The sequence below is a fragment of the Lysobacter capsici genome (genome assembly GCF_018732085.1).
GTDB lineage: Bacteria > Pseudomonadota > Gammaproteobacteria > Xanthomonadales > Xanthomonadaceae > Lysobacter > Lysobacter capsici_A.
On record NZ_CP076103.1, the window covers coordinates 3,046,552 to 3,064,885 of the forward strand.

At 64.8% G+C, this 18,334-nt stretch carries 14 protein-coding genes; 8 read left to right on the forward strand and 6 right to left on the reverse strand.

The annotated features are described in order from the left end of the window. The first annotated feature begins 20 nt into the window (after nucleotides 1-20). Nucleotides 21-974 carry a T6SS immunity protein Tli4 family protein gene (locus KME82_RS12875; protein ID WP_215498864.1) on the forward strand — a complete coding sequence of 318 codons (954 nt, stop codon included), beginning with the start codon at nucleotides 21-23 and terminating at the stop codon, nucleotides 972-974. A 488-nt stretch (nucleotides 975-1,462) separates the two neighbouring features. Here the strand turns inward: KME82_RS12875 and KME82_RS12880 are convergent, their stop codons facing one another. From KME82_RS12880 to tssJ, 6 genes are all read right to left on the reverse strand, one after another. Beyond that, nucleotides 1,463-2,017: a hypothetical protein gene (locus KME82_RS12880; protein ID WP_215498865.1), complete on the reverse strand. Its 555-nt coding sequence runs from the start codon at nucleotides 2,015-2,017 to the stop codon at nucleotides 1,463-1,465. After that, complete coding sequence (locus KME82_RS12885; RefSeq protein WP_215498866.1) at nucleotides 2,001-4,694, reverse strand: CHAP domain-containing protein; 2,694 nt, start codon at nucleotides 4,692-4,694, stop codon at nucleotides 2,001-2,003. The genes KME82_RS12880 and KME82_RS12885 overlap by 17 nt, the downstream gene beginning before the upstream one ends. 23 nt (nucleotides 4,695-4,717) lie before the next feature. Further along, nucleotides 4,718-7,834: a type VI secretion system Vgr family protein gene (locus tag KME82_RS12890; RefSeq protein ID WP_252255737.1), complete on the reverse strand. Its 3,117-nt coding sequence runs from the start codon at nucleotides 7,832-7,834 to the stop codon at nucleotides 4,718-4,720. A 227-nt stretch (nucleotides 7,835-8,061) separates the two neighbouring features. Then, nucleotides 8,062-8,847: a type IVB secretion system protein IcmH/DotU gene (icmH, locus tag KME82_RS12895; protein ID WP_215498867.1), complete on the reverse strand. Its 786-nt coding sequence runs from the start codon at nucleotides 8,845-8,847 to the stop codon at nucleotides 8,062-8,064. Then, the gene (gene tssK / locus KME82_RS12900; RefSeq protein ID WP_215498868.1) at nucleotides 8,844-10,175 is read right to left on the reverse strand and encodes a type VI secretion system baseplate subunit TssK; all 1,332 of its coding nucleotides are present in this window, start codon (nucleotides 10,173-10,175) and stop codon (nucleotides 8,844-8,846) included. The genes icmH and tssK overlap by 4 nt, the downstream gene beginning before the upstream one ends. A 254-nt stretch (nucleotides 10,176-10,429) precedes the next feature. Next, nucleotides 10,430-11,074, reverse strand: coding sequence for a type VI secretion system lipoprotein TssJ (gene tssJ, locus KME82_RS12905; protein ID WP_215498869.1), 645 nt, complete (start codon nucleotides 11,072-11,074; stop codon nucleotides 10,430-10,432). A gap of 229 nt (nucleotides 11,075-11,303) precedes the next feature. Between tssJ and KME82_RS12910 the strand changes: the two genes are divergently transcribed. From KME82_RS12910 to tssG, 7 genes are all read left to right on the forward strand, one after another. Further along, the gene (locus tag KME82_RS12910) at nucleotides 11,304-11,891 is read left to right on the forward strand and encodes a tetratricopeptide repeat protein (RefSeq protein ID WP_215498870.1); all 588 of its coding nucleotides are present in this window, start codon (nucleotides 11,304-11,306) and stop codon (nucleotides 11,889-11,891) included. 40 nt (nucleotides 11,892-11,931) lie between these two features. Beyond that, nucleotides 11,932-12,438: a type VI secretion system contractile sheath small subunit gene (gene tssB, locus KME82_RS12915; RefSeq protein ID WP_215498871.1), complete on the forward strand. Its 507-nt coding sequence runs from the start codon at nucleotides 11,932-11,934 to the stop codon at nucleotides 12,436-12,438. A gap of 2 nt (nucleotides 12,439-12,440) precedes the next feature. After that, nucleotides 12,441-13,934 (forward strand): type VI secretion system contractile sheath large subunit, encoded by a 1,494-nt coding sequence (gene tssC, locus KME82_RS12920; protein WP_215498872.1) that lies wholly within the window; start codon nucleotides 12,441-12,443, stop codon nucleotides 13,932-13,934. A 148-nt stretch (nucleotides 13,935-14,082) separates the two neighbouring features. Beyond that, nucleotides 14,083-14,616, forward strand: coding sequence for an Hcp family type VI secretion system effector (locus tag KME82_RS12925; protein WP_215498873.1), 534 nt, complete (start codon nucleotides 14,083-14,085; stop codon nucleotides 14,614-14,616). 327 nt (nucleotides 14,617-14,943) lie between these two features. Continuing rightward, entirely contained in the window at nucleotides 14,944-15,432 is a 489-nt protein-coding gene (gene tssE, locus KME82_RS12930) for a type VI secretion system baseplate subunit TssE (protein WP_215498874.1), read from the forward strand. A gap of 13 nt (nucleotides 15,433-15,445) precedes the next feature. Further along, nucleotides 15,446-17,281 (forward strand): type VI secretion system baseplate subunit TssF, encoded by a 1,836-nt coding sequence (gene tssF, locus KME82_RS12935; RefSeq protein ID WP_215498875.1) that lies wholly within the window; start codon nucleotides 15,446-15,448, stop codon nucleotides 17,279-17,281. Next, complete coding sequence (tssG, locus tag KME82_RS12940; RefSeq protein ID WP_215498876.1) at nucleotides 17,245-18,333, forward strand: type VI secretion system baseplate subunit TssG; 1,089 nt, start codon at nucleotides 17,245-17,247, stop codon at nucleotides 18,331-18,333. Before tssF ends, tssG begins: the two co-directional genes overlap by 37 nt. The last annotated feature ends 1 nt before the right edge of the window (nucleotide 18,334 follow it).

Consider the following 18,334-nt stretch of genomic DNA (forward strand, 5'->3'; position numbering starts at 1 on the left):
GTGACAAGGAATCATCCACAGTGTCGGTTACCCATAACGTGCGCACTCACTGCGCGGGTCGGTTTCTCATCAATCTTCCCGAAACCTTCAAGCAGCGGCATTTGCCGGTGGCCGACGCCAGTGACGTTACTTTCTACTTTGGCAAGGATGAGAATTTCAAAACTGTCGATGTCGCGGTAATTTCCGATAAGGCGAGCTCCGCGACCTTCGCCGGCATGGTGCGGCAACGCGCCACGGCTTTGTCGGTGAAGACGAACTACGAATCGAATTCCTCGATGCTCGTTGCCGAGCAGCCGTGGTCGCAGGGGCAAATACTGCTTCGTTATTACGCAAGTCCTGACATCACCGATTCTCACGTGCATGAATTGCACGTGCTGATTGGGACGGCGCACCTAATCTTGCGGACCAAATCGTTCGGCGACACGTTCGAGCAGGCCGAGGAGCGATTAAAGACGTTGGTGGCTCAGGTCCGAACCGTCTCGGAGCCTTCGCGAGCCGGGCCGGGTTTCTGTCTCGGGCCTGTAGTGATTGCGGCCGAGAGCGACTTCGAAGAATCTGAAATCAATTTCGACGGTTCCGACGAGGGCGGCGGCCCGATCAGATTTGAGATTGCTACAAGTACATTTCTACAGCCGGCCGATGAACCTTCGCTCATTGCACGAGGCGAAGCCAATCTGAAAGGGTTGGGTGCTGAACCGACCACGCTGAAGAAAGGGAAAGTGCAGCTCGCAGGCGGGGCGGGGGAACAGTGGCTGGGCCGGTTCGATGAGGATGGTTCCAGACAGCATGGGTTCTATGCGGAAACCGATGGAAAAGCTGTTTCCAAGCTGCATCCGAAAGTGTCTGTCAAGCTGTTCACCGGAGGGCAGTCGGGAAACGCTGAGAAGCTTGGTTCGAAGCTCGATGACGAGGCGGCCATCCAGTTGTGGGACAGCATCATCGTATCGATGAAGCCGCGCCCGGGAGCGGGTTGATTGAAGGACTGCGGCCAGGTCAGAGGCGTACGCGTTTTCCGGGACCTATCGCGATAGCCGACAAGGATCGCAAAGGTACGCACATACGCTCATGCGCGTCGGCTACTGTCTTGACACACTGACTGGGGCGGGTTTGCTTGCTTCGTGATTAGGCGCAACGCCGCGCCGATCATCGCGATCATCGGGTTGCCCGGCCGCCCCTCGAAGCTGCTGCCCAATCGGGTACGCGCCAGCGGTTGGTTTGGGCAATGCATCCGATTCGCAGTGAAACTCGCCTTGCGGCCGATGATAGTTGCACCAATCGTCGATGAAGCTGGCGCCAAGCAGCATGCCGCCAGTGTGACGCGATAGTGGTACTCACGCAGATGCGGTTCACCCGCGCTGTCGGATCGAAAGGGCCTAGTCGAGCCGGGCCGTGACGCAGGCTTTTTTCAAAGGCATCTGCTAGCGCCAGGTTCCATTACTGCGTTCATCTCATGCGCAAGCGGCTAACCGGCCATATTGTTCTTGATGAGTTTTATCTTCCCCGACACTCTCGCGAACGTATATATGTATGTGGATTCACTGGCCCCGAATTCCTTGTCCACGATGGTTCTGGTGCTGACTACGAGATTGGTCAGGCAGGCGTTATTGGGTGTCGCCCGAATGCTGTATCGATATTCGGTGCTCCCCGTCGAAAATTTCCTTTCAGGAAATTCTTTGGGAGCAGAGCTTTTAGCAGATGTTTTCGAAAGGTATTCTTTCAAATGCGCCAGAAAAGGCTTGCTTGGGAACAACAGGCGCTCGGCTTCTTTCGGCTTGCTCAGGAGATCGTTGCCTTTAAGGGCTGAGCCACTGTTTACGTCGAGATAGTCGCCGCTTTCAATGAGCAGGGCAGCAAGGTTCAAGTCGCGATCTTTACGGCCGTTATACAGCGCATCCCGAATGGAAGCTTCAGGGCGAGAGCCGATGGGAAGGCATGCCTCATCTGCGCTAGCGAGTGGCGAAAGGCTTAATAAAAAACCAAGCGCGGCGAGTGCGATAGATTTAGCGAGTATTTTCATAATTCATCTCTGCCCCTGAGCTGTCTAGAATGGGGAGGTCTTCATCTGCGGTGGGCACTTGATAGCTTTTCGGCTTTAAGTACTGCAACACCATGCTTTCTGGTGCACTGGTGACATTCAGGTAGCGTCCATCGCCCTGATTTCCGCCAAGAGCCATAATTCTTCCTGTTTTATCTTTGCCAATGACGAAAGCCACATGGCTGAAGGAAAAGACGGCGATCGCGCCCACAAAAGGTTTGCCTTTCCCTTCTCCATTGACCTCGCCCTCGGCCCATTTATCGGCTTTCCAGTTAAAGGCGCGCGCGGTGTATGGGTCTGAATTTTTATAGCCGGCCTGTTCCATGCACCAATTGACGAAGGAGGCGCACCATGACGTATCGTGGCCTAAGCCCGCGGCGTTGGTTGTGTTGTGATACACCCGGATTGCGGAAGCCAATGGTTCGGAAGCTTCATGGATCCCTTTGTATTTTTCGTGCTCTTGCCACGCTATTTTCAGCCATGGCGGCATGGTTTCGTGGTGGGAGAAATTGGCAATCAGCCCGATCGGATGGAAATGGGTCGGCGTGGTCGTGCTGGGGAACCCGTTCTTGCCCTTGAGCTGGTCCCACCAGTTCAGCTTTTCGATCCGCTTTTTTTCCTGCGTCCAGTCTTCCTTGCGGTTGTCTGGGATGTCGCTGTCGATGGCGTCCCACTTGGCCATCGGGCCGGCCCATTCGCTTTCGTAACTCGTGATCAGGCGCGAGATGGCCTGCGCCAACCACGGCTGACGCAGCGCCCGGCGCAGTTCTTCAGGAGACAGCTTGGCGTCTTTGGTCTCCAGGTTGTCGATCACGCCGTAGAGTTTTTGGAAGATCACGCCGCCGTCGGCCTGCGCCGCCTGCGACTGCAGTTTCGCCTTGTCCGCCTCGGTGGTCGCGGCCTGCTGGACTCGCAGGTTGGCGTAGAAGCTGGCCGGCGTGGTGGTGTCGGTCTGCAAGATCTCGAACCCGGGCCAGTCCCATGGCGTGCATAGGGTGACCTTGGCGTGGTCCTTCTCGCGCGCCCAGCCGGTTTGGCTGCTGCCGTCCTGTGTGCCGACATCGATCTGCCACCAGCGCGTGCCGTCGGCTTCGGCCGCCATCTTCTTCAGCGTGGCGATCGGCGCCACGCGCAAATAGCCCGCCTCGGCGCCAGCGGCCGCCGCCGCGTCCAGCGGGAATTTGCTCCAGGCCTGCATTTCGCGATTGATGACGAACCGATTGCCGCCCAGCAAGGACTTCTGCACCCAGATCGGGGTACCGGCCGGGACCAGCACTTCGCGTCGGCCGTAGGCTTTCTTGGCCGCCTTGCCCAGGGCGTTGTAGTCCGCCGGGGTAATGGCGTCGGCATCGGTGGCGCCGACCATGCGCGACAGCACGCTGCCGTTGTCGTAGGCGTTGGTCTTGTCGTCGTAGCCCTTGAGCGTGTCCTTGCCGACGATTTCCAGGTTGCCTTTGCGTACCTGCATCCACTCGCCGCTGGCCTTCGAGTCGGTGGTCGCCACCACGCCTTCGGTGGCGGCGATCCGCAGATCCGGTTCGCCGGGCATGGCCAGTTTGGCGCCTGCGTCGACTTTCAACAGGATCTTGTCCTTGGCGTCGAGTTCCTTGGCGCGGGCCTTGCTCTTCTCGATGAAGGCCTTGATGTCGTCGCCGGTAAACAGGTCGACCTGCGCCAGTGGGCGCTCGGTGCAGCTCGATCCCAGCGGGCTCATGTCGACGTAGCGCTGATACTGACCCAGGTAGCCGATCAACTCGCCGGCGGTGACCTTCACCGGTTTGTCGAGGACCACGACGCTGTCCTTGGACTTGGGTTCGGCGGCCGCCGGATCGAGTTCGTCGACATAGGCCCAGCCCAGCGGCGCATCGGCGGCGGCGGCGTTTTTCGGATCAGCGTGAATCGTGCCGCCATCGACGCTGGCGATCTTGCGCCACTTGCCGTCGCCGGCTTCGAGCGTCAACTTCGTGCCCGGCGCGGCCCAGCCGATCTGCGCGGTCTTGCCGCCGTTGCCCTGGCGGATCTTCAGGCCTTTGCCGGCGTCCTTGACCGTGTCGGGATACGGATTGGCATCGACCGCCTTGGTCGCCACTTCGTATCGGCTCTTGTCGCCGCCCCAATAGGCCGGACGCTTGATTTTCTTGTCGGTCTCGTAGGAGGCCCAGTCCGATAAGTGCATGTACAGGCTGTACAGCGTCAGCCGCGGCTCTTCGGTTTTGGCCGCAGCCGCGGTACCGCTGGTGGGTGGAGTCGTCGTTGCGCCGGTCGCGGCTTTCTTCGGTGCGGGCGGCAGCGCCAGGGCGTGCTTGACCAGCACGAAGCCGGTCGAGTACTTGGCTGCGCCGCAGCTGGCGTAGGGCACGTCGGGATACTTGGCGTCGATGCGGTAGGCGATCACCTCGCCGTCGGCCACGCAACGCACGCCGGTAGCCTGTGCCAGCACCGCGCCGGTTTCCTTGCCGAAGTGGACTCCGCCGTGCCACTGCCCGTTGGCGCCGATCGGATAGAAACCGTCCTGCGCTTTGGACAGGGCGTCGAAATACTCCTGCGGATCGACGATCTCTACGGTTTTGGGCTTGTCCGGGGTGCTGTTGTCCGTCTTTTGAAACGGATACGCGAACTTCTTCAACGCCGCAGGCGTCTTGGGGGTCTCGTCAGCCATTCAAAGGCATCCTTGTCGTATGGTCAGCCGGAGAAGTCCAGCATGCGGTCGGGTTCGAGACGGACCAGTCCGTCGGGCAGGGACAGGTTCAGATCGCCACCGTTTCCGCCCTTGAACGGATGCATCCCCGCCTTGACCGTGAAATTCCCCGGGCATTCGAAGGTGATGTTCCCGCCTTCGAGGGTGACCTGGCTCTGGCCGGCCTGAAGCACGATCTTCTGCTTGGCCAGCACGTCGATGCGCTCGTCGGTCGCGGTGACGGTGACGGACTGGTCGGCCAGCAGTTCGAGCGTGCCGACGTGGGCTTGCACGCTGAGCGGGCCTTGCGCGGCGATCGCGCGGACCGGGCCTTGTTGCGCGAACAACGCGCTGTGCGCGCCGCTGACGGCGGCGAAGGTGTGGCCGGCGGCGAAGTGGGCGTCGTCCTGCACGGTGATGTGGCTGTGGCCGCCGGCGTAGGCCAGGGCGCTGGCCGGGGTGACGGCGCCGATGCTGTCGGGCGATTCGGCGACCAGCATCGGGCCGGCGAAGCGTTCGACCGGGGCGCCGCCGTGGCGGCTGTTGGCGCCGGGTTTGCTGGCCGGTTGACCGGCGACGTCGCCGTCGTACTTGCCGCGTTGCTCGGCATCGACGGCGGTGATGAAGTCGGTCTGCTGCTTGTTGCCTTGCAATGCCGGCACCTGGTTCTGGCTGGCGGCATCGTTGAGCGCCTGCGCGGTTTTCTGCGCGCCCTTGAGCTGGCTCACCGCTTCGGTGATGTCGAACTGGGTCGAGCGGGCCTCGCTGCGCGCGGTGCTCGACAGCAGCACGCCCTGGGCGGCGTGCAGGTTGCCCCAGCCGAGCGTGGCCAAGTCGAAGCCTTGTCCGCTCAGCGCGCCGCGTTGGCCGTCGTTGTGCTGGATCAGATAGCCCAGTTCCAGCCGGCTGTCGGCCAGGGTGGTGTGCAGGCGCTGGCGCAGTTGCCCGAGGGCGTCGTCGATCACCCATTGCTGGCGGCCGCTGCCGTCGAGCGATTGGGTGTGCAGGCCGCTCAGGGTGCCGATGTGGTTGGCCGGCGATTCCTGGCCGGCGGTGAACGGCGGGGCGACTTCGCCGTTGAACAACTGGCCGGTGATCAGCGGCTGGTCGATATCGGCGTGCAGGAACTCGACCAGCACCTCGGCGCCGATGCGCGGCAGTGCGTGGCTGCCCCAGTTCGGGCCGGCCAGCCATTCGGCGACGCGCACCCAGGTGCCGGAGGTTTCGTTGCCCGGCGCATGGCCGTCGGGATAGGCGCTGGAACCGGCCTCGCTGGCGCCGCCGTAGGTCGGCGCCAGGCCGCGCTGCCAGGCGAACTGGATGCGCACCTGATGATCGCGGGTGACGGTATTGGCCGCGCTGGGCAGGCCGACCACGCGCGCGGTCTGCGCGCCCGGAGCGATCGGCTTGGGCCGCACCAGCGGCACGATCGCGGTGCCGAGCGGAACGGCCAGGAAGCGATTGCGGTAACTGCCGCGTTCCAGCCCGGAGGCGTCGAGGATCGCGCTGGCGTTGGAGGTGAGGTTGTTGGCGGCCAGATGCTCGACCCGCAGCGGCACGAACGCCTGACCGGACAGGTCGGCGTGCTGGCTCAAGGTGAACGCGCGTCCGGCGTCGACACCGCGGCCGCTGCCGGCGCCGGCATGCAGGCGTTGCGGCAGGCGCAGCGCATCCAGGCGTAATTCGGCGGTTTTCTGCGCCTGATCGCGCTCGGCGTAACGGCCGCTGCGCGGCACGCTGTAGACCTCGCGCTGCGGCAGGTTGGGCCCGGCCGCGTCGCCGATGGCGCTGGCCGAAATCGCTTCGACCTGCTCGGCCTGCCAGCTCGCGGTGCCGACCGCGTCGGGCGTGCTCTGGCGCAGTTCGCTGAAATGGCCGATCGCGTCTTCGCTCTCGGTGCTGGAGGTGCGATGGAAACGCAGCGTGTCGGGCGATGCGCTGGGCACTTCGGCCTGACGGTCGAAGATCACCAGGGTGTGGCCGGCGGCGCCGTCGCGTTGTCCCGGCTCCGAAGCCGCTGCGTCGCCTTCGCTGTCGTCCTGGGCGTGGTCGAAACGCCAGGCCAGCCCGGCATCGGCGAGCAGGCGGGTGACAAAGTCGTAGTCGGTCTCGCGGTATTGGGTGGTGATCGCCGGCTTCGGCAAGGCCTGGGTGACGTCGAAGCGCCACGCCGCCTGCGGGTAATCGGCGAACACGCGTTCGAGCACTTGCAGCACGTCGCTGTCCTGGAAGATCAGTGCGTTGCGGCGCAGCTTGAGCAGCACCAGCCACGGCTCCAGGGTCAGCCGGTAGCGCGAGTACCCGCCGTCGCTGCCGAGCGGCGCGGCCTGGCTGCACAGCCCGCGCCAGTGGCGGTAGGAACCGTCCGCGCGTTGCAGGCGCAGGTCCACCGGTTCGCCGATCAGCGCGGCGGTTTCGAGAAACGCCGAGGTCGAAATGCAATCGATCTCGAAGCGGTAACTGTCGCAGACCGCTTCCTGGCCCTGGAAGCGTTCGACCAGGAACGCACCGGGCAGGGCGGTTTCGATTTCGACCAAGTGCTGGCCGCCCTTGAACGAGGAGCCGACGCTGCGCGCGAGCTGCTGCGGCATGCGCGCGAACGCATCGGCCTGGCGCGCGATCGGCGCGGGCATGGCGTCGTAGCGTTCGGCATTGGCCGCGATCGCATTGTTCATTGCCGGCGCCGCTGCGCTGGCGAGCGCGTCCTTGCCGGCGCCGATGCCCGGGTCGGCCATCTCGGCGAACGAGGTCGGCACCCCGATCGCCTGCAATGCCTCCGGCGCGAGTTGCTTGGCGACGTCCTGGTGGCTCGCGCCGCGCTGCAGCGATTGCAACACCATCGCCGCGACCGGCGCGGCGGCGGCGAGCTTGCCGAGCAGGCCTTCGGTCTGGATCGCCGAGGCGGCGACCTCGACGGTCGGCATGTCGCGAGTGATCTCCGGCAACGCAGTGCGCGCCATCGCGATCAGTTCATCCGACAGCGCGGTGGTATCGCCGCCGCTGCGCGCCATCGTGATCAGTTCGTCGGCCAGGGCCGAGGTCTGCGCGAACTGGGCGAGCTCGGGCGCGGCCGCCGATGCGACGGTGCCGCCCAGGGCGAAGGGACTGTAGGGATCAGTCATGGCGCACGACTCCCGGCGCGGCGTCGCCGCCGTCCATCAAGCGGTGTCGAAGACGCGCGGCCCGGACCCAGGCAGCCGCGATCGAGGTTGCCGCGATCGACCGTGCTGCGATGGAAGGCGCAACGGCGGGGGCCGCGCGGAACATGCGGGCCCGGCCCGAAGGCCGGCCCTGCGAGCGTGTGCGTTCGATTTTGGGGATATCCATATCCGTGTCACCAGGTTGTTCGTCAGGGCAAGGTGATCGTCAGTTGCGCTGTGTCGGCCGGCATCTGCACCACGTTGTTGTATTGCGCCAGTTGCCGGTTGGTCTGGCGCGCGGCGAGCGTGCTGAAGGTCAGGAACGCCAGCACCGCGCCGACGCCGACGATCGCCACCGGCGCCCAGATCGGCGTGATCTTGCGCAAGGCGTGCTGGATGCGGTCGGGCGGCGCCCAGTGCGGCGCGAAAGGAGCGCGCTTGCCCTTGAGATAGGCGATCTCGTCGCCCAGGCGCGCGGTGAGGTAGCCGAGCTTCTCCGGCCCTTCCAGGCGGTATTTGCCTTCGAAGCCGAGCAGCAGGCAGTAGTAGTAGACCTCCAGCGACGGCAGCCGCGGCGCGCCTTGCGAGCGCAACTGTTCGAGCCGATCGAAGAAGTGCTCGCCAGCGAGGTGTTCGCCGAACAGGCGCAGCTGCAGCGGATTGCGTTCCCATTCTTCGCGCAGTTCCGACGGCTGCGACAGCATCGCTTCGTCGAGCGCGGCGCAGAACGCGTACTTGGCCGCGTACACGTCTTCCGAACCGATGCCGAGCTTGACCGCGCCGCGCTCGGTGGTGTCGAGAAAGCGCCGGATCGATTCGACGAACGGAGTTTCCGAACTCGGCAACTGCCCGCGCTTGAGCAGCATCAGCAGGTAGAAACCGTCGGACATCAGATCGAGCAGGCTGCGCGCCGGCGCGCCCGCGGCCGGCGGCGCGGCCAGGTTCGGGCTCAGCGAGGGCATGCCCTGCGGGATGGGGGGCTGGGGATAATTCATGGCACCAACGCGATGAGTTCGAGCTTGAGTTCACGCAGGCCCGACGGCACGTAGATCATCAGCGATTGCGACTTGATCATGCGTTCGTACAGTGGCCCGCGCGGTTCGATGGCGAAGTAGTAGCTGCCCGGGCGTACCGGAATCGCCGCCGGCACCTGCGCGGCGTGGGCGAGCTTGAGGCCCGGCAATGCCGACAGCACGCACTTCTCGACATCGTCCGGCGCGCCGACCTTGAAGCGCACCGGGATGGTCTGGATGAGTTCGGGACCGGGAATGTCGGCGGCGACGCCCAGGTAGAACACCGATTTTTCGTCAATGCGCTGCGAGTCCAGCCGGCCCAGGTGGAACGACGGCTTGACCTCCGACAGCGCGATCTGGAAGTAGCGCGCCGAGATCACCGTATCGAGCAGTTCGCGGATCATGTCGAACAACCGTTCGAAGCCGGCCTCGGGTTGCGAATGCGCGTAGTGGGGCAGGTCGCTCAGGCTGTAGATCTTGGAGAAGGTCAGCAGCGAACCGGCCAGCCGCAGCAATTCCTGGTGCAGGCGTTCGGGATGCAGTCCGGGATGGCGGAACAGGTGCGAGAGCGCGGCGAACGAGCTGTTGACCGTGTGCAGCAGCCAGAACGAGGCGATGTCGCCGGAGCGGAATTCGATGATGTGCTGCGACGGCTCGCGGTGCAGGCCGTAGAGCGCGTCGGTCTTGGCCTGCAGCGAATCGAGCAGGCGCCGCAGTTGCGCATGCAGTTGCGTCGACGAGGCGACGCTCAGCGACGGCGCCAGGAACGTGTCGTCGAATTCGAAACCGCCGGTGGAGGTGCGTCGCACGCGCGCGACCGGCACGGTCACGTAGGGATCGCGCGGCTCGTCGTCGGTGAGCAGGCGCACGCTCTTGCGCAGGTAGGCCAGTTCGGCCTCGCTGGCGTCGGTGTACAGGTCCAGGGTCGGCTGATTGTGCTGGGTGAAGCGCGCCGTTGCGCCGCCGCCTTCCGCGCAATTGCCGCCGTGTTCCTTGAGCAGGGGCAGGGCGAGGTGGATGGTGGTCGACTGCACGCCGGCCGGCAGGTCGGTCAGGCTGACCGCCTCGGGCAGTTCGTCGTCGCCGGGCGCGGCGTAGCTTTCGCCGTCGGGGAAGATCGCCGACAACTGCAGCGCGCGCAGGGTGCCGCTGGCGAGGCTCTGGACATCGAAACGGGCCTGGCGCAAGCCCCAGGCATACGGATGCAGCGCCGTGGAGAGGTCCTGCAGACGCCCCTCGTGGTACGCATCCTGACGCTGAAAATGCTGGGGGCGCAGGAACAGGCCCTCACCCCAGAAAACCTTGGACATCCGACTCACGCGTGCCTCGCTGCAATCCATTGATGACGACCGTCGGGGCGAACCAAGCCTCGGCCCCGCCCTGACCGACGGGTGGTGGGACGGGCCGTCGCCCGGCAAAAAGCGCCGGAACGAAGGGCATTGGTTCGTTTAACGCCTGCCGCCCCTATCCATTGGGTGACCCTGGGCGACAGGGCGAGGGTACTACAACTGATACGAGCGTACTTCCAGGCGCCGGCCGTCGTGCCGCGGCCGGGACGCCCGGTTCAGCGGCGCGGCTTGGTGCAGTTGACCGACGACAGCGAATTGGCCGGCGACGACAGCGGCGTGGTCAGGGCCGCGGTGTCGGTCGCGGTCATTGCGCAGGCGTGCAGGCCGATGGTGATGCCGTCCTTGATCGCCTTGCGGCTGTCGAAGGAGAACCGCCAGCGGCTCGCGGCCGGGCTCCTGAACAGCGCGACCACGCCCAGGTGGCTCGCCGCGCCAGGCAGCTTCTGCTGCACCTCGTGGCGCTGGCCCGGGGTCATCAGGATCTCGTTGACCTCGATCAGGTCGCTGCCGAGGGCCTCTTTCTCGCGCGTCTCGTCGAGGAAGGCCTCGAACGGGGCCTGCTCGAAGCGCTGGGTGTCCTTGAGCTGGTAGATCCGCACCACCAGCGCCAGGGCTTTCTTCTCGGTCCCGGCGTTGAGGTTGTCGCCGGCATACAGGCGAAGTGGGACGGAATACTCGGTATTGAGGTCCGGCGCGGACGGTTTCTTGAGGCCGAAGGCCTCCATGCTCTTGCCCATCGCTTCCTTGACGCCGCCCGGGGCGGAACATCCGGAGCCGAGCAGGGCCGCCGCGGTGACCAAGGCCAGGGCCAGCGTGCGAAAGCCGGCGGGGCGAACCCGAGTGGGGGAAACAGTGTCCATATCGCGTCTTGCTCCATGTCGACTTGCACAGGGGCTAATGCCGACACGCCGTCCCCTGCCACCGGCGTGAAGTGCTTCCGACAATCAAGATGCTAGTGCCCCGATCACCTTGACGACCGTGACAAAGGCTACTATACCGGCCGAAGGTGTAAACCAGACTCGCCAGCGACCGGAATCGGGCGACGTCCGCACCTTGCTACATGAGCGCCGACAAGGAGAGTACAGCCCCATGAAATACGTGTCCCCCACCGCAGCAAACCGTTGGCTCATCGCCATCTTCTTCGCCACTACCCTGGCTTCCTGCGCCAGCGGCGGCGGTTCCAAAAAAGCCGGCAACGACTACGCCACCTTGCTTCGCAACGCCGAGGCCCAGTTGTCCGCCGGTCACGTCGAGCAGGCACTGGTCGGATTCAACGCCGCCTCGCAGGCCGACCCGACCCGCAAAGAGCCCTGGCTGCGCAGCGCCCAGCTGCAGTTCGATGCCGGCAACTACGGCCGCGCCATCGTCGCCGCCGAGGAAGTCCTCAAGCGCGATCCCAGCGACAAGGTCGCCGACAGCGTACTCACTGTGAGTGGATTGCGTGTGGCTTCCAAGTCGTTGGCCCGACTGCAGGGCAACGGCGCGCTGTCGTCGAGCACCGCGCAGAAGGAAGCCAGGGATCTGGTCACGAGCCTGCGCAACACCATGGGCTCGGACTTCGTCGCCGGCGAAGACGCCAAGCCGGTCCGTGCGGCGCCCAAGCCCGCATCGCGACCGAGCAAGAAGCCCGCCACCGCGCCGGCCGCGCAGCCCAAGGACGACAACCCGTTCAATTAATGCAGTAACGGTCAGGCGATAACGCCATGGAGAAGATGTGATGGCCAAGAAGGAAAGCATTCAGAAGCGGCTGCAGAAGGTCCGGCCGCCTCGGGTCCAGTTGACCTACGACGTCGAGAAGGGCGACGCGATCGAACAGAAGGAAATTCCGTTCGTGGTCGGCGTACTGGGCGATTTCAGCGGCAAGCAGGACGGTCCGCAGCCCAAGATCAAGGACCGCAAGTTCGTCAACGTCGACATGGACAACTTCGACGAAGTGCTCGAAGGCATGGCGCCGCGCGCGGTGTTTCGCGTGCCGAACAAGATCAGCGACGCCGGCGGCGAATTCGGCGTCGAACTCAACTTCAAGTCGATCGAGGACTTCCGCCCCGAAGCGGTGGTGCAGCAGGTCGAACCGCTGCGCAAGTTGCTGGAGGCGCGCACCAAGCTCGCCGACCTGCGCAACAAGCTCGCCGGCAACGAGAAGCTCGAGGACCTGCTCAACGACGTGCTGAACAACACCGAGCAGCTCAAGAAACTCGGCGGCCAGCCGAGCGGCCAGGAGTAAGCATGAACGCAACGCAAGCCGCCGGCGCCAGCGCCGCTGCCGCCGGTACCGAGGAACTCGGCCTGCTCGACCAGATCGTCGAGAAGAGCAAGGTCGCCAAGTCCGCCGCCGAGCACGAACGCGCCAAGGACCTGATCTCCGAACTCGCTCGCGAAGTCCTGGAAGGCACGGTCGTCGTTTCCGACAACCTCAACCTGACCCTCGACGCGCGCGTGGCCGAGCTGGACCGGCTGATCTCCGATCAGCTCAACGCGATCATGCACACCTCGCAGTTCCAGCAGCTGGAAAGCTCCTGGCGCGGCCTGCACTACCTGTGCTCGCAGACCTCCACCGGCACCCAGCTCAAGATCAAGGTGTTCAACGCGCCCAAGCGCGAACTGGTCAAGGACTTCAAGTCGGCGATCGATTTCGACCAGAGCTCGTTGTTCAAGAAAGTCTACGAGGAAGAGTTCGGCACCTTCGGCGGTTCGCCGTTCGGCGCCTTGCTCGGCGACTACTACATCGGCCGCCAGGCCGAGGACATGTACTTCGTCGAACAGATGGGCCACGTCGCCGCCGCCGCGCACGCGCCGTTCATTTCGGCCGCGTCGGAGGAAATGTTCGGCCTGGAGACCTTCACCGACCTGGGCAAGCCGCGCGACATGGCCAAGGTGTTCGATACCGTTGAATACGCCAAGTGGAAGTCGTTCCGCGAGTCCGAGGACAGCCGCTACGTCGGCCTGACCCTGCCGCGTTTCCTGGGCCGCCTGCCGTACAACCCGAAGGACGGCACCACGGTCGAAGGCTTCAACTTCGTCGAGGAAGTCGACGGCCAGGACCACAGCAAGTACCTGTGGTGCAACACCGCCTACGCCTTCGGCGCGCGCCTGACCAAGGCCTTCGAGGACTACTCGTGGTGCGCGGCGATCCGCGGCGTGGAAGGCGGCGGCCTGGTCGAGGACCTGCCGACCCACACCTTCCGCACCGACGACGGCGAAGTCGCGCTCAAGTGCCCGACCGAGATCGCGATCACCGACCGCCGCGAGAAAGAGCTCAGCGACCTGGGCTTCATCCCGCTGGTGCATTGCAAGAACACCGACTACGCCGCGTTCTTCGGCGCGCAGTCGGCGCAGAAGGCCAAGAAGTACAACACCGACTCGGCGAACGCGAACGCTTCGTTGTCGGCGCAGTTGCAGTACATGTTCGCGGTGTCGCGCATCGCCCATTACCTCAAGGCGATGATGCGCGAAAAGATCGGCAGCTTCGCTTCGGCCGGCAACGTCGAGGACTTCCTGAATCGCTGGATCGCGCAGTATGTGCTGCTCGACGACAACGCGACCCAGGACGCCAAGGCCGAGCATCCGTTGCGCGAAGCGTCGATCCAGGTATCGGAGGTGCCGGGTCGTCCCGGCGTCTACCGCGCGGTGGCGTTCTTGCGGCCGCACTTCCAGCTCGATGAGCTGTCGGTGTCTTTGCGTCTGGTCGCGGAACTGCCGGCAGGGGCCAAGAAGGGTTAGAGCAGCGCCCCTGTCGAGTTGTAAAGGGCATGGAGCCCTAATTCATAGCACTACTTTTTTCAACTGGCGTCACATCTGGCTTTTATTCCAAATCAACGCCGAACCTCTCGGCAAACTCAACGTCTCATGGAAGATAAGGAACCTATTTATGTCTATTGGCAACCAAGAACCGAAGCAGAAGCCCAGCGTTTTCCTCAAGATCGGTCCGTTCAAGGGTGAGTCCCGCGACAACGATCACAAGGACTGGATCGAGCTGCTCGATTTCAACTTCGAAGTGGTCCAGCCGCGTTCGGCGACTGGCTCCTCGGCCGGCGGTCATACCGCCGCGCGTTCGGAGATTTCCACCATCAACATCCTCAAGGAAGCCGACCTGTCCTCGACTGCGTTCCTGCAGGCCGCGGCCAACGGCTCCACGCTGGACAAGATGACCGTCAACGTCCGCCGTGCAGACGGCAAGGACGGCAAGGCGATCAACTACCGCGTGTTCGAGGCGATGAACATCGTCGTCAGCAAGGTGCGTACCTTCATCGGCAACAACGGTCTGTTGATGGAAGAAATCCAGCTCTCGATCGCAACCATGAAAGACACCTACACCGCGCAGGGTATCGAAGGCGGTCCGAAGGGCAACAGCACGTTCCAGTACAGCTGGTCCAAGAACACGCCGCAGTACACCACGGGCTAAGTTCGAGGTTGCCGTGGCCGGTGCCCACCCGGGCGTCGCGCCCATGGACGATGCAAACCGGCCGGCGGCGGATTCTTCCGCCGCCGGTTCTACATCTCGGCAGCAAGCCGCGCAGCGGCCGCAACAACGCACGCTCGCCATCGGCGACGCGTACGACCCAGCAGTTCCTGGCGCAGGCCGCCGACGGGTGTTCCTCTACCGATCGGCCCGCGACAGGCGACGGCCCGCGGCGCGGACGACGCGACGGCCGATCCCAGGTTCCAGGGAACGCAAGCACGGCCGCAGGTTTCGCCAGGACAGGCGCCGACGAACGACAGGAAGCGCGAGATGAAAGGATTCGAACCCAGCCTGCTGGAAAAACTGTTCGACGACGAGCCCAAGTCGGCCACGGTCGGACGCATCTTCAAGTCGATCTCGGTCGACCAGTACAAGGAATCGGTGGCCCGCGACCTGGAAGGCCTGCTCAACAGCCGCGCCGCCTTCACCGAGGACGAACTCAAGTCCTTCCCGAACTGCCAGCGCTCGCTGATGACCTTCGGCCTGCGCGACTTCTCCGCGCTGAGCCTCGCCAACGCCTTCGACCGCGCCGCCATCTGCCGCTCGCTGGAGCAGTCCATCGCCCGCCACGAACCGCGTCTGCACAACGTCCGCGTCGCGCTGGAGAACCATGCGCGCAGCGCCGGCGGCCTGCGTTTCGCCATTCACGGCTTGCTCGACCTGCACCCGGCGCGCGAAGCGATCAGCTTCGATGCGATGCTGCAGCCCAATACGCTGCAGTACTCGGTCGTGCGTCAGCGCCGGGTCGCGGCGGTTTGAACAGGATGGGCTGATGGAAGACCTGCTGCCTTTTTACGAACGCGAACTGGCGTTCCTGCGCCGTTACGGACGCGATTTCGCCGAGCGTTACCCCAAGATCGCCAGCCGCCTGCTGCTGTCCGCCGACGGCAGCCAGGACCCGCATGTCGAACGCCTGATCGAATCGTTCGCGTTGCTCAGCGCGCGGGTGTCGAAGAAGATCGAGGACGACTACCCCGAGTTCACCGAAGCGCTGCTGGAAGTGCTGTACCCGCATTACCTGCGGCCGTTTCCCTCGTGCTCGATCGCGCGCTTCGACGCCGGCTCGGGCCTGGCCAAGCTCAGCGCGCCGGTCACGATCCCGCGCGGCACCTTGCTGCATTCGCGCCAGGTGCGCGGGGTGAGCTGCAAGTTCCGCACCGCCTACGACGTGGTGCTGGCGCCGATCCGGGTGGCCAAGGCGAGCTTTCGCACCATCGTCGAGGCGCCAATGACGGTGACCTTGCCGCAGGGCAGCGGCGGCCAGATTTCGCTTTCGTTCGAACTGCTGGGCGACCAGCCCTCGCTGGCCAAGCTCGGGCTGGATTCGCTGCGCCTGTTCGCCGACGGCGAACCCTCGTTCTGCGCGGCGCTGCGCGACACGCTGACCATGAACCTGCGCGCGGCCTACATCGAGCCGACCGGCAGCAACCGCTGGTACGCCTTGCCCAAGATCCCGTTGAGCGAGGTCGGTTTCGCCGAGAACGAGTCGCTGATCGACTATCCCGAACGCTCGCATCCGGCCTACCGCCTGCTGACCGAGCTGTTCGCGTTCCCGGAAAAATTCGGCTTCTTCGATCTCGACCTGAAGGCGCTGCGCGCCCACGCCGGCACCGCCTTCACCTTGCACCTGATCGTCAAGAGCGCGCCGCTGGATTCGCCGGTGTCGCGGGTGCTCGAAGGCCTGGGCGTGGACAATATCGGCCTGGCCTGCGCGCCGGTGGTCAACCTGTTCGAACAGCACGGCGAGCCGATCCGCGCCACGCATCGCACCGCCTCGTACCCGGTGATCGCCGACGCGCGCCGGGCGTTCGCGTTCGAAGTGCATTCGATCGATTCGGTCAAGCGCGTGCGGCAGACCCCGCAGGGCGAGAAGATCACCGAGTTCCGCCCGTTCTATTCCTTGCATCACGGCGAGACGCCGGACAAGACCGGGCAGTACTGGCTCGCGCATCGCGACGACCAGGTCGCGCGGGTCAGTCCCGGCTACGAGACCGAGCTGTCCTTCGTCGACCTGGATTTCAATCCGGTATTGCCGCAGACCGACATCATCAGCCTGGAGCTGACCTGCAGCAATCGCGATCTGCCCACCCACCTGGCCTACAACGTGCAGGGCGGCGACCTGACCATGGAAGGCGGCGGCGCGGCGCGTTCGATCAGCCTGCTGCGCAAGCCCAGCCGGCCGCTGCGGTTCGAGCGCGGCCGCGGGGTGCAGTGGCGGCTGATCTCGCACCTGAGCCTCAATCATCTATCCCTGACCCAGAGCGGCCTGCCCGCGCTGAAGGAGATGCTGCGCCTGTACGACACGGCGCGTTCGGCGGTCACCGCGCGCCAGATCGAGGGCATCCTCGGCCTGGAGCACAAGGCCACCACCGCGTGGATGCCCGGTCGGCATTTCACCAGCGTGGTGCGCGGGATCGAGATCCGCTTGACCATCGACGAGCAGTACTTCGTGGGCACCGGCGTGGCCGCGTTCGCGAAGGTGCTCGACCACTTTTTCGGCCTGTACGTGCATGCCAACAGCTTCACGCAGCTGGTGCTGCTGTCGAGCCACGGCGGCGAGGTGTTGATCCAATGTCAACCGCGAAGCGGCGAATCGATCCTGGTGTAGCCCAGCAGGTGCTCACCGAGCCGCATCGCTTCGAGTTCTTCCAGGCGATGCGGGTCCTCGAGCACATGTTCACGCGCCAGGGCATGGCCCAGCGCGACGTCGTGCCGACCCGGCTGCGCTTCGGCAACTCGCTGTCGCTCGGGTTTCCGGCCAGCGAGATCGAACACGCGGTCGCCTACGACGAGCAGGGCATCGCGCTGGAAACCGCCGAGGCGATCGACGCGGCGGTCACCGCGCAGGAAATCTCGGAAGTGCGGGTCACCCCGGCCTTCACCGGCCTGCTCGGCGTGGCCGGCGTGCTGCCGCTGCATTACACCGAGACCATCGCCCAGCGCGAGATCTACCAGCGCGACCGCACCGCGCGCGCGTTCCTGGACATGTTCACCAACCGCGCGGTGGCCCAGCACTACGCCGCGTGGAAGAAGTACCGCCTGCACGTGCAGTACGAGTTCGACCGGCGTGAGCGCTTCCTGCCGCTGATCCTGTCGCTGGCCGGGGTCGGCCTGCATGCGCTGCGCGACCGCATGGTCGACGGCGAAAGCGACGTGTTCGACCAGGCGATCGCGCACTATGCCGGCGGCATCCGCCAGCATCCGGTGTCGGCGGTGTTCGTGCAGCGGATCCTGTCGGACTATTTCCAGGCGCCGTTGCGGGTCGAGCAGTTCGTCGGCGCGTGGTACGTGGTGCCCGAGCAACAGCGCACGCGCCTGGGCCAGAGCAACGCGCAACTGGGCGCGACCGCGCTCGCCGGCGAGCGCGTGTGGCAGCGCGACCTGCGCCTGCGGCTGTGGATCGGGCCGCTCGACCGCGAACGCTTCCAGCGCTTCCTGCCCGGCGGCAGCGCGGCGCGGGCGCTGGCGAAGTGGCTGACCCTGCTGACCGGTTCCACCCTGGAATACGAAGTGCGCCTGATCCTGCGCCAGGATCAGGTCCAGGGCGTGCGCATGGACGAACACAACGGCGCGCGCCTGGGCTGGGACAGTTACCTGTGCTCGCGCCCGGCCGACAGCGACCGCTCGGATACGCGCTACCACATCCACACCTTGCAATAAC